Annotated in this window: 8 protein-coding genes and 1 tRNA gene; 6 read left to right on the top strand and 3 right to left on the bottom strand. The window is 52.7% G+C overall.

The features are described 5' to 3' along the window. The first annotated feature begins 312 nt into the window (after positions 1–312). The 3 genes from ADH68_RS03510 to ADH68_RS03500 all read left to right on the top strand — a co-directional run bounded on the left by ADH68_RS03510 (position 313) and on the right by ADH68_RS03500 (position 5,960). Positions 313–1,110 carry a glycoside hydrolase family 16 protein gene (locus tag ADH68_RS03510; protein WP_068959786.1) on the top strand — a complete coding sequence of 266 codons (798 nt, stop codon included), beginning with the start codon at positions 313–315 and terminating at the stop codon, positions 1,108–1,110. Positions 1,111–1,226: 116 nt separating this feature from the next. Further along, positions 1,227–4,307, top strand: coding sequence for a SusC/RagA family TonB-linked outer membrane protein (locus ADH68_RS03505; protein WP_068959787.1), 3,081 nt, complete (start codon positions 1,227–1,229; stop codon positions 4,305–4,307). A gap of 18 nt (positions 4,308–4,325) precedes the next feature. Continuing rightward, the gene (locus ADH68_RS03500; RefSeq protein ID WP_068959788.1) at positions 4,326–5,960 is read left to right on the top strand and encodes a RagB/SusD family nutrient uptake outer membrane protein; all 1,635 of its coding nucleotides are present in this window, start codon (positions 4,326–4,328) and stop codon (positions 5,958–5,960) included. A 286-nt stretch (positions 5,961–6,246) separates the two neighbouring features. On the opposite strand, the gene ADH68_RS03490 is transcribed toward ADH68_RS03500, so the two are convergent. From ADH68_RS03490 to ADH68_RS03480, 3 genes are all read right to left on the bottom strand, one after another. Continuing rightward, a tRNA-Leu gene (locus ADH68_RS03490) sits at positions 6,247–6,330 on the bottom strand. A 129-nt stretch (positions 6,331–6,459) separates the two neighbouring features. Further along, on the bottom strand, positions 6,460–6,912 hold the full coding sequence (gene smpB / locus ADH68_RS03485; RefSeq protein WP_068959790.1) for an SsrA-binding protein SmpB: 453 nt from the start codon (positions 6,910–6,912) through the stop codon (positions 6,460–6,462). 72 nt (positions 6,913–6,984) lie between these two features. Beyond that, complete coding sequence (locus tag ADH68_RS03480; protein ID WP_068959791.1) at positions 6,985–7,536, bottom strand: hypothetical protein; 552 nt, start codon at positions 7,534–7,536, stop codon at positions 6,985–6,987. Positions 7,537–7,658: 122 nt separating this feature from the next. On the opposite strand from ADH68_RS03480, the gene ADH68_RS03475 reads away from it, so the two are divergent. The 3 genes from ADH68_RS03475 to ADH68_RS14050 all read left to right on the top strand — a co-directional run bounded on the left by ADH68_RS03475 (position 7,659) and on the right by ADH68_RS14050 (position 12,817). Next, positions 7,659–8,771 (top strand): acyltransferase family protein, encoded by a 1,113-nt coding sequence (locus ADH68_RS03475; RefSeq protein WP_157755865.1) that lies wholly within the window; start codon positions 7,659–7,661, stop codon positions 8,769–8,771. Beyond that, complete coding sequence (locus tag ADH68_RS03470; RefSeq protein ID WP_088294774.1) at positions 8,764–9,498, top strand: HesA/MoeB/ThiF family protein; 735 nt, start codon at positions 8,764–8,766, stop codon at positions 9,496–9,498. Before ADH68_RS03475 ends, ADH68_RS03470 begins: the two co-directional genes overlap by 8 nt. 121 nt (positions 9,499–9,619) lie before the next feature. After that, complete coding sequence (locus tag ADH68_RS14050; RefSeq protein WP_068959793.1) at positions 9,620–12,817, top strand: hypothetical protein; 3,198 nt, start codon at positions 9,620–9,622, stop codon at positions 12,815–12,817. Positions 12,818–12,869 lie beyond the last annotated feature (52 nt).

Here is a 12,869-nt window from a genome sequence, read left to right as displayed (position 1 = left end):
GTACTTGAAGCCCGGATGGAGATAGTAGGTGTGGTGTTGCGCGAATGATACACACAATAGAGACACATTTGGTTAATTACTGTAATTGTTACTTCAATATCTATAGATTTGTGGTATAGGTAACTAATAGGCGGTTATTGGGTGCTATTGATAAGTATGCCATAGTATTTTTGTGATTATTGAAGTATTTTGATATAATTATAGTTAAATAATATTAAAAAAAAGCCTGGATGTTAAGAAAAATAAAAATTAATATCATACCTTTGTTTCCATCAAATTGATGCCATAAAAACAAATTATCATTATTATTGAATGAACCGCTTATTGTCTATTGTTATTTCGGCGCTGCCAATTATGGCGCTTGCATCTAACGACCCTGCCCCCGACCAATACAAGTGGCGTCTCGCCTGGGAAGAGAATTTCGACGGTACACAGATTGACTCTACAGCATGGAGCAAATGTACTCGCGGAAATCCCGATTGGCAGAACACCCAATCGCCGGATCCGCGCCTTTATGAAGTGAGCGACGGCACACTGAAACTGCGGGGAATCGTAAACGACGACACCACCAAGGATCCTGCTCCATATCTTACCGGAGGCATCTGGACAAAGGACAAGAAATCGTTTGACCCGGGGCGTTTCGAGATTCGTGCGAAGCTCCATGGTGCCAAAGGCGCATGGCCTGCAATATGGCTCCTCCCTTACGACCACAAAAACAATATGTGGCCCAATGGCGGCGAAATCGACATTATGGAGCGCCTCAATAACAATCATGGCGCTTACCAGACGGTGCATTCCCACTACACACACGACCTTGGCCGTACAGCCAACCCCCAGTCGACAGGCATATATCCCATCAATCGCGAGGAATTCAACGTGTATGGAGTTGAGATGTATCCCGACAAAATCGTATTCATGATTAACGGAGAGCCGACACTTACCTATCCTAAGGTGAATGACGGGGCCGAAGGTCAGTTCCCCTTCTACATACCCCAGTATCTGCTCATAGACATGCAGCTTGGCGGGCAGTGGGTTGGTGATGTTGACCCTGCCGACCTGCCTGTGGAGATGGAGATTGACTGGGTCCGCTACTACGAGCCTGTAAAATGATGTGGATTACGCGTATCTTACCTTAAATTTTAGCAGAACACAAACCATCTATTCTAATCTTGGGTGATACTGTCTCCATACATACGGAGTCGGAAGCCCGTTATTTACCAATCATTATGAGTGTGAACTATTTCAGTAAGTTCCGCCGCGGCATGGCCATGAGCGCTATGGTCTGCGCTGTCACTGTGGCTCAAGGAGCCGTGGTGAAGGGAACTGTCACCGATCCTGACGGTGAGCCGTTGATCGGCGCGAGAGTTGAAATCAAGGGCACGAAAGTGACCGTGATTACTGACGTAAATGGAGAATTCAGGCTTGATGCTGACCCGAAGCAGAGCATTACGGTAAGCTATATCGGCTATTCGCCCGCAACCTATCCCGTTGGCGACCGTACATCGTTCGATGTCGTGCTCCAGCCCTCAAGCACAATGCTTGACGAAACTGTGGTAGTAGGTTATGCCACACAAAAGAAAATCAACCTTACAGGTGCGGTAGCCTCTGTATCTTCCAAGGATATTGAAAACATACCCGTGGCCAACACTGCAACCCTACTTCAAGGACGTGTACCCGGACTTGTGATGACAGGAAGTGGCGCCCAGGCCGGTGCCGACAACCCTGAAATCCGTATCCGCGGTATCGGTACTTTCGGCAACAACAACCCGATGCTCCTTATCGACGGAGTAGAGTGTGCCCTCTCGCAGCTGTCGGAACTACCCGCAGCCGATATCGAGAGTGTGTCGGTACTTAAGGACGCTGCATCAGCGGCAATCTATGGTGTGCGTGCCGCCAACGGCGTTATCCTTGTCACCACCAAGCGCGGACAGAAGTCGGAGAAGGTAAGCGTGAACTACCAGGGCAGCTATACCCTCCAGACTCCCGGCACTCTTCCCAATTATGTCGACTCCTACAACTGGGCTCTTATCCGCAACGAGGCCATGGCATATGCCAACCGTGATGCAACATACGACGACGCAGCCCTCCAGAAACTGCGCGACGGCAGCGACCCCGACCATTATGCCAACACCGACTGGCTCGACGAGGTGCTTCGCAACGCTCCCATGTGGCAGCATCGCATAGGCGTGTCGGGCGGCTCGGGCACCAGCAACTATATGGCGTCGCTCAGCTACTCCAACCAGGACGGTATCATGATGCAGACCGGCGTTGAGCGTCTCGGATTCCGTCTTAACCTCGACACCAAATACAAGCGATTCTCATTCGGTATGAACGCTTTCGGTTCGCGCAGCAAGATTACCGCTCCATGTATCAATGTAGACGGTGAGGGTGGTGTGATGCGCTACATCTCGTGGTTTACACGCCCCACTGTGCCAGCTATGTACTCCAACGGTCATTTCGGTTATATCGACGGTTCGTCCAACACACCTTCCGGTCTTAACGCCGAGCAGATGAAGAACCCGCTTGAGAGCATGACCAACGGCTACCGCAACAACTACAAATGGTTCTTCAACGGAAAGGCCTGGGCCGCAATCGACATCTACGATGGCCTCAAGTACCAGCTCAACCTCGCCTACAACTTCGACATGAACACCACCAAGGCGTTCAATCCCACCGGCGGCGAGCGTTACGATTCCGACGGCAATGTAATCAAGGCCGGCAGCACCGAGAACTCACTCACAGACTACTGGTACAACAACGCCACCTGGACCATCGAAAACCTCCTTACCTACAACAAGCGCTTCGGTGTACATGAAATCAACCTCCTTGCCGGCCACTCGGCCATCAGTTCGGAGTACCGCAGCACCACTGCCTCCAAGGCCGGTTTCCCGACCAACAATATCTATGAACTCGACGGCGGCACAAAGAATCCTACAGCCGGCGGCAGCTCGCAGGGATATCGCCTGCAGTCGTTTTTCGGGCGCATCAACTACATCTACGACAACCGCTACATGCTGGAATTCAACGTGCGCCACGACGGTTCGTCACGCCTCCCCTCCAAGAATCGCTACGCCACATTCCCCTCAGTATCGCTAGGTTGGGTGTTCACCAACGAGAAGTTCTTCCAGAATTTCAATATTCAGGAGATTCTCAACATGGGTAAGATTCGTGCCTCATGGGGTAAGCTCGGCAACCAGGAGATAGGCAACTATCCCTACACAGCCACCCTCGGCGCATCGGGCAACTATTTCTTCAACGAGGCTGTCGACAAGCAGGCCGGTATGGTAGCCACCTCTGTGCCTAACGACGATATCCGCTGGGAGACAACCCGCACATGGAACCTCGGTGTCGACCTCGGATTCTGGAACAACCGCGTCACCACCTCTTTCGACTGGTTCGACAAGAAGACCTCCGACATCCTCATGCAGCTCGCCATGCCCGGTATATTCCTCGGCAACCTCGGTGCTCCTTACCAGAATGTGGGTACAGTGCGCAACCGTGGTCTCGAATGGAGTGTGAACTATCTCGACTCCTACGGCGACTGGACATGGAACGTAGGCTTCAGCATCTCTCATGTGAAGAACGAAATTCTCGCCATGGGAGGTCAGGAAGAGCGTATCTCCGGCAATACCATCAACCGCATCGGCGATCCTATCGGATCATATTATGCGCTCAAGGCTATCGGCATCTACCGCACACAGGATGATGTCAACAACCGCCTCACCCCCGACGGACAGGTTGTCACTCAGTACGGCTCTGTTCCCAAGCCCGGCGATATCATGTATGAGGATGTTGACGGAAGCGGCGATGTCAACGACACCGACCGCAAGATTATCGGTAATCCCTTCCCCAAATACAGCTACGCATTCAACCTCGGCGCCACTTGGAAAAACTTCGACGTGTCGGCATTCTTCCAGGGCGTAAGCGGTATCGAACGCTACTGCTGGGAGACTACCTCCGATATCCGAGGCAACCTCACCGAACGCTTCCTCGACCGCTGGTCAGAGACAAACCCCAACGGCTCAATGCCCCGTATCGGCAACACCGCCAACGACAAATACTCTTCATTCTGGCTCGAAGACGCAAGCTATCTGCGTCTGAAGACAGTCGAAGTTGGCTACACTTTCCGTCAGCCAGTGCTCGCCAAGGCCGGTATCTCCAGCATCCGTCTCTACTTCTCGGGCGGCAACCTCTGGACAATCACCAGCCTCAAGAACTGGGATCCCGAAAAGACCTCAGGCGACAGCCGTCAGGATGTGCATCCCGGCATGAAGACATATTCATTCGGCGTTAATGTTCAATTCTAATCCCGAAAGGAACAAATCATGAAACATAATATTTTCAACATAAAGACTCTTTTTGGCTCGGCCCTCATTGCGGCCATGGCCATGACGTCGACCTCTTGCTCCGATGACTTCCTCAATGTCGACAACCCCAACCAGCCCTCGTCATCCACATTCTGGGCTAACGAGGCAGATGCCCTGATGGGGCTTACCGCCTGCTACGACGCTATGCAGTCGATGAACCTCTACAACGATCACCTCGACAACTGGAACTTCGGTTTCCTCTCGCGCGAGACATCGACCGACAACGGTGACCACACCTGGGGCAACTGGATGCTCGGCAGCTCAATCAGCGAATGTACTTCCGGCACCAACGACGAGTGCTTCTCGATGTACTGGAACGCCAACTTCGAGCTCGTTAAGCGTTGCAACGAGGTGACTGCCAATATCGACCGTATCGCAGCATCCGATGCTGTAAAGAATGTGTTCCGTGCCGAAGCCATGGCTCTGCGCGCGCTCGCTTACTGCAACCTTACATCGGTGTTCCGCGATGTGCCCTATTTCACCGAGCCGCTCACGATGGCAACTGCCGAAGTAGCTAAAACTCCGAAGGCCGATATCGTCAACTCGATTATTGCCGAGCTGAAAGCCAATCTCCCCAACCTCCCCGCAAAGGGCTCACAGAGCGTAGGCCGCATGAGCCGCGAAGCCGGATACGCCATCCTCGGTCGTATCGCCCTCTTCTCCGGCCTTTATGACGAAGCTATCAATGCGTATAAGAATGTATACGGCAAGGCACAGCTCTTTAAGGCCGGCGACGGCTCCGACCTCTATGCCAACTTCCGCGACCTCTTTACCGAAGCCAATGAAAACGCCGACGAAGTGCTCCTGAGCGTGCACTACAAGGGCCCGGCTCTGGGCGAAGGTCAGACATTCGGTATCGCATGGAAAGCTCCCATGAACGCTATCGAGGCATCGATGAACCTTGCCAACGAATATTACTGCACCGATGGTCTCCCCATCACTGAGTCTCCTCTCTTCCCCGCCGAACTCCTCCCGGGCGGAAGCAATCCCTATTCGAAGACCAATCAGGATCTCCGTATGTGGGACAACCGCGACCCGCGTCTCAAAGGCACTCTGTTTGTGCCCGGCATGACATGGAATGGCACATATTACGCTACCTGCGGAGCATCGTCTACAGTGCATATCTTCAAATGGTACATCCCCGAAAATACCCAGAACGAATACGACGGCTCAATGGACTACTACATTATCCGCTATGCCGAGGTGCTTCTCAGCTATGCTGAGGCTCTTATCGAGAAGGGTACCGACACTACTACAGCCATCGACTGCATCGACCAGGTGCGTCAGCGCGTAGGTATGCCCAAGGTAGGTGATGTAGAGGGTAAGAACAAGAGCCTCTCTCAGGCCGAGCTTCGTGCTATCGTGCGCCACGAGCGTCGCGTAGAGCTCGCCTTCGAGGATCTCCGTTTTGCCGACCTCTATCGCTGGGGTGAGTTTGCAAATGCCCAGACTCGCATGCAGCAGGACCGTGCCAACGGTTATGGTGTGCTGAACCACCAGAACCCCCGTGGTCCTCAGGATACAGTATGGCCCATTCCTCAGGGCGAGATAAACACCAACTCCAAGCTCGTGCAGCACGACGAATGGAAGTAATGTCATCCACTTGGATTTAGGTCTTTATTGATTGGTTCAATATAACCCGACGGTGTGTCAGAGAGGCTGACACACCGTCTCTTTTTTTGCTCCCGTCAGGTTCCTTTTTCGACTTGTCGCCGGGCATAAAACGGGGAGACGTTAGCCCCACCCAACAGGCGCCATAGCGGTTCGCAGGGTGGGGTATACCACACATCATGACATGCCCGGCGACAAAAATGCCCATCCCCATTGATGCAAAAAATCGCCGCACTGACCTCTTTTGGTCAGTGCGGCGATTAGGGGGTACCTGAAGTGGGACTCGAACCCACACAGCCGTTATGGCCAAGGGATTTTAAGTCCCTCGTGTCTACCATTCCACCATTCAGGCAGCCGGTATTATGGGTGCAAAGGTATGTAGTTTTTTTTGATTGTGCAAATCTTTTGTCGTGATTGACTGCACAATGCTCCGCATATATCGCATCCGGAAGCAGAACCGAAGATGCATGGCGAGGCTACATTATTTCTGCATCATGCGGGCCATGTCGCGCTTGTCCTCGCGCTCTTTGATTGACTGGCGCTTGTCGTACTCTTTTTTACCGCGGGCTATGCCCACAACCAGCTTGGCCAGACCGCGCTCATTGATAAACAGGCGCAGCGGAACAATGGTAAATCCGGCCTCTTTTCCCGATTTCTCCATACGCGCTATCTCCTTGCGGTTGAGCAGCAGCTTGCGGTCGCGGCGTTCGGTGTGGTTGTTGTAGGTGCCGTAGAAGTATTCGGCGATATACATGTTTTTCACCCATACCTCTCCGTTGTCGACAAGGCAGAATGTGTCGACAAGGCTCGCTTTTCCCTGGCGCAGCGACTTTATCTCGGTGCCGGTAAGCACAATCCCCGCTGTAAAAGTCTCGGTGATGGCGTAGTCGTAGGTGGCACGCCGGTTTTTTATGTTGATTTCTTTACTGTTCATGTTGTCAGATTACTCGCGTGTGTTGATTGTAGTGTCTCTTATTGGCATGTCTGCCTGTGGCTTGCAGACAAATCATATAGGCATAAGCAATTTGAAAATATAGCCTACCACGTAGGGGGGCAGGAGGATAAACAGCCCGCAGAGCAGCAGGAACGATGGGATGTTTCCTTCCGCAACGTTGAGGTATTGCCGGCCGGCCCACATGATTACGAGCACAAACAGCGGCATGAACTGCACGAGCGACAACTCCATAGGCAGGCAGTTGCGTATCAGCGTTATCAAGGCCAGTATCGACAGATTGTAGAGTATGAATGTGTTTATCTTCTTGTCACCTGGATTGTCGGTCGACACCTTGCCTATCGTGGCCGACATAAGGGCGGATGCAAGAAAATAGGCTATGAAATAGCTCACGAATGTCACAACCGCGCTTTCTACCAGCACCGGGAGCGTGAGATTCTTGTCGTAGATGCGGGGCAGGAATGCCGAGCAAGCGGTAATGCCGAGCAACGGATAGAAACCGGATGTGGCGAGTTGCTGCGGTGACTCGCCGACTTCGTCGATATCTGCCCAACCTTTGCCCGGGGATATGATAAGCTGCATCATGCAGCCGATAAATTTCAGCATAATTCGTATGAGATTATGTATGGTGTGGAGGTTGCAAAATTACAAAAAAAATAGCTAAATTTGGCCGTAATATGGAAAACTCGGTTGCAACAGCTAATAAGTCCCGTCCACGTAACACAGTTATGTCGATTGTGAAGGGTATGGCTATCATCCTTATGGTTGCAGGCCATGCCGAAGGTGGCGACATGCTTGTGCGGTTTATATATCTTTTCCATATGCCGGTGTTTTTCATCGCTGCCGGATATTTCTTTTCGCAGTCGAGTCTCGACGACCCCTGGCGATTCTGCATGAAGCGTGTCAGAGGGCTTTATTTCCCGTTTGTGAAGTGGGCGCTCCTGTTTCTGGTGCTCCACAACATATTGTTTTATTTCGGCATACTTAATGAGACGTACGGCAACTGGAAGGGTGGAGTCACACATCCCTACACGCTGCATTCATTCTTTCAGAGGCTTGTGCATATCATATTTTCAATGGCCGGCTACGACGAGTTCATGGCAGGAGCGTTCTGGTTTTTCAGAGCGCTGCTGATTACTTCTGTCGGGTATCTGTTGCTGCGGCTGCTTCTGCGCCACATGTTTCCCGGAATTGGTGTGGTACGTGCCTCGTTAATAATATGTGCCGCCGCTCTTGCATTCGCCCTTTTCAAGATAGGATGCGGCATGCGTATCGTCACCGTTGTGCAGGGTGGCATACGCGAGACATGGGGCATATTCTTCTTCAGCTTCGGGGTGATATTCCGGGCTTTGGAACCGCGTATGCCGCGCCTGTCGTGGTGGCATGCCGTCGCGATATTCGCTTTTCTGATAGCCGGGGCATGGCTGGAATGGACCGGGATGACGCTGACACCTGCGCTGCTTACCGTAGCAACTCTGCCGGTGACGGGAATACTCGGATTCATGCTCCTGCGCCGGATTGCACAGCATGTCGACCGGCGCGACAATGTGCTGCGTCGCACGCTTGTCACCGTCGGCGAGATGACAATGTGTGTGTTTGTGTTCCATATATCGGCGTTCAAGCTCGTGAGTCTTGTGAAGATATGGTGGTACGGTCTAGATTTCGGGCAGATAGGGTGCCATATGGTAATCCACGACTATGCTTCATCCGATTTATTCTGGGTGGCATATACGGTGGTAGGCGTCGCGGTTCCCATCGTCTGGAAAATGGCTTATGACCGGCTTGCGGCAGGAGTGCGCGACAGGCGCATGAGTATAAGTAAAGTCACTGAAAATGGATAAGGATATTGATGAAGATATAGCGGTGCGCTACAGCGGCCACCGCGCTTTGTGTGAGATTGACCTCCCCGGACAGCGTGCCATCGAGCGCGGGCGTGTACTCGTAGTCGGAGCCGGAGGCCTTGGCTCTCCTGTGTGTCTATATCTTGCGGCGGCAGGAGTCGGGACTATCGGCATAGTCGATGCCGACACTGTGTCGCTAAGCAACCTTCAGCGCCAGATTATTCATCATACATCCGACATCGGACGCCCTAAGGTGGAAAGCGCCGCCGTGAAGATGAAAGCTATAAATCCTCATGTCAATGTGGTGACGGTAGGCGAGATGCTTACCTCGCGCAATTCATCGTCGCTCGTGGAGGGTTATGATATAGTGGTCGACTGTACCGACAATTTCGATACGCGCCTTCTGGTCAATGACACGTGTGTGGCCCTTGGCACGCCGATGGTATATGGAGCCGTGCAGCGTATGGCCGGACAGATATTCACCTATCTTCCCGGAGGCGCCGACTATCGCGCATGGTTCGGATGCCGTCCTCCGTCGCAGGAGCAGCCATGCTCGGTCAATGGAGTGATGAATACCGTGGTCGGTGTGATAGGCACGCTTCAGGCCACCGAGGTGATAAAATACCTGTCGCATGCCGGCGATTTGCTCGATTGCCGTCTGCTGATGTTCGACGCCGTGACAATGACATTCCGCACGATAAAGAGCAGTGTGAGGAGTGGCCGTTAACTTTTTTGCCTTGGCCGGGCGAATTTAATTGTCGTGTATGTGAGGATTAAGTGGAAATTAATCGCGTGCATGTAAATTTGTGGCGAATCTACTAATCTAACAACCATAGCACGACAAGGTTATGAAACGATTTTTCTATGGCATCCTTGCGGGTGCCGTGCTGTCGGTGCCTTCGGTATCTTCGGCCAAGGACATACAGCAGTTTATCATCAACGGACAAAGTCTCTCTACGGGTCATCAGTCATGGCCCGTTGTATCTACCGAAAACGTCCCCGGCAACTACATGATGGGTGCGGAGATATGGATTAACGGCGGTACAGGATACAGTCACGGGTATGACGGCAACCACTCATGGGCGATAAATCCGCTGGTCGGCACCATGAGCCATGCTTTCAAAGAGTTTGACAACAACAGCCGCAACGGGGGCGCCATAGCCGAGTGTCCTCTGCTTGGAGCGGTCAACCATATGCAGCTTTCATTCCTCAAAGGGCAGGACATACTGGCCACATCGGTCGGTGTGAGCGGTGCCGCTGTCGAGGAACTGTCGAAGGAGTGCACACAGCGCGACAATTACCGGCATTTCCGGGAGTCGCTGTCTCATGCCGTGGAGGAGGCCGGGAAGGCCGGGTACGACGCTATTACGTGTCCGGCTGTATTCTGGATGCAGGGCGAGTTTAACTACGACGTAAAGAACGGACACTGCGGCCTCAATGCAGGCGAGGACAACTGTACTGACAAGAAGACCTACAAGGCCCTGATGTTGAAACTGAAGGAGAATATGCAGCAGGACATAAAGGCTGCCTACGGTCAGGAGCAGGCTCCCGTATGGATTACATATCAGGTCGGGGCGCAGTATGTGCGCGACAAGGTGGCAATCGGCATGGCGCAGCTTGAGGCCGCAAATGAAAATGACGATGTGGTGATGGCCGGCTCTCCATATCCTTATACCGACAGGGGCGGACATCTCGACGCCAACGGCTACCGGTGGTTCGGCGAGATGCTTGCCAAGGCCTACTATAAAAGCCGGGTGCTCGGCGAGCGTGTCATACCTCTCCAGCCCAAGAAGATTACCCGCGAGAATGGCGGGAAGACCATCCGTGTGAAATACTATGTGCCCGTAGGTCCGATGGTGTTCGACACCGATCTCCTTCCTGAAATCGCCAATTACGGCTTCAATGTATACCACAACGGTTATGGCGGCTCGGCCCGACAGAATATCAGCAGCATCGCTATCGAGGGAGATGATGTGGTGATGACATTTGACCAACCTCTTACCGGAAAAGTTGTTGTAACCTATGCCGACCCGCAGTCGCGCATAAAGAATCAGCCTGAAGGCCTCAACCATCTGCAGGGGCACGGAAATCTCCGTGACAGCGACCCCTATAAAAGTATGCTCACATACATCGACCTTGACGCTAAAAATGCCGACGGTACATATGTTTATTCCCGTAATGAGGCCGAGACACGTCTGCGGCCGGACTATGAGCCCAGGGATGCCGACGGAAATGTGATTTACGGAAAGCCTTATCCACTGTACAACTTTGGTGTGGCATTCTATTATACTCTTGAGAAAAAAGTCGACGAACTGATAATACTCGACGACGACAACCGCCCGGTGCCTGTCGAAGAGCGTGAGCCCGGCACTCTCGATGTGGCTTATGTCGATGCCGTGAATGGCTCTGACGGCAATGACGGTTCTGTCACAGCCCCTTTTGCTTCGCTCACCAAGGCTATGGCCTCGGTGAGATGGGACGGAGCCAAGGTGATTGTCAGCGGTAATGTGGAGATTGCCGACGAACTCAATCTTGAGGGGTACACGGCGCTTGCCATAGAGGGTGCGGGAAATGGAGCGTGTATCGACGGCACGGGCGCTACGCGCCTGGCCGAGACCGAGCGTGTCGACATATCCCTACGTAATATCACATTCACCAACTTCTTTACCAATGGCGCCGGCGGCGTGCTGAGCATGAACGGCGGCAATCTCTATGTGGAAAACTGCTATTTTATCGACAATTCCACATCGCGTATGGCCAATGAGAATGGCGGTGTGTTCAGTCTCCGCAACTGTGGCGACGTAGTAATCGACGGCTGCTGTTTCGAGAATAACATGGCTTTTCTCGGTGGAGCCATATACACTTATCTAAGCAAGCAGGTGACTGTCGATAAATCGGTGTTCGATGCCAACAAGTCAATCAAGAATGAAAAGGAGAGCAACAACAACTCGCGCGGGGGCGCCATGTCGATATGGGGCACGAATGTAGACATAGACGGCTGTGTGTTCACTCGCAACGAGTCGTCCAACCAGTGCGGAGTGTTCCAGCTCGGATGGACCAATATCGCCGGCCAGCATTTTACAGTCAGAAACTCGGATATCCTCGACAACAAGGCTCCGAAAGACCATGGGGGAGTGCTCGTGGCAGAGAACTGCGGACAGCGCGATTTCGAGTATAATTTCATCAATTGCACCATATCAGGCAATACCAACAATGCCTGCGGCTCAGTGGCGTGGGTACAGAACGACAATAACGTGTCACCCACACAGACGTTGAATATCTATAATTGTACCATCACCGGCAACCATACCAACGGCAACACATTCCACAGTACAATATTCCTTTGGGAATCAAATCTTAAGATCAATATCGTCAACACAATTCTCGAAGGCAATACCACAGGCGGCAACAAGGAATACTCCGACCTCCATGCCGGTGAATACACCGAAGCCAAGTCGGCAAACATCAATATCAGCCACTCGGTATTGGGCAGATTTTATGCCCTGCGCCAGGACAATACTGCCGGTCAGGAGCGCGGTGTGCCTGTGATTGACGATGCCTCAAAGTTTAATATCTCGCCCTACAGCATGTCGCAGGGCGTGGCCAACCATGCAGGTCTGCTGCCTCGCAACGAGGAGGGTGCCCACATATTCGCCACTACCGGGTCGAATGGTGTGGGTATGGGCGACGACAGCCTCCTTGCTGATAAATATGGAGTGACAACCGACCGATTCGGCAATGAGCGCAAGCTCAACTGCATAGGCTCTGTAGAGCTTATCGAGGGGTACACTACCGGTCTGCAGCTCGTCACGGCCGAGGATTCCAGGCTCGCTCTGCGTCTTGACGGCGACTACCTCAGTGTGTCGTCGGAAATATATGGAGCCGGTGTCACCCTTGAGGTTTACACCGTCGACGGCCATCGTCTTATCTCCCGGCCGATGATGGAAAGCGATGTCGCTCTGAGAGCCTCGCAGATTGGGCGTGGTTTGCGCGTGCTCCGCGTAGCCTCTTCATCGACGGCACGTACGGTCGTGTTTCATATCTGATTTCTTTATACAAGAGAGACGCATGCCCCGACATCGGGGCATGCGTCTCTCT

Source organism: Muribaculum intestinale (genome assembly GCF_002201515.1).
GTDB lineage: Bacteria > Bacteroidota > Bacteroidia > Bacteroidales > Muribaculaceae > Muribaculum > Muribaculum intestinale.
The sequence above is the reverse complement of the archived record's forward strand: the minus strand, read 5'-3'. Positions and strand labels throughout refer to the sequence as shown.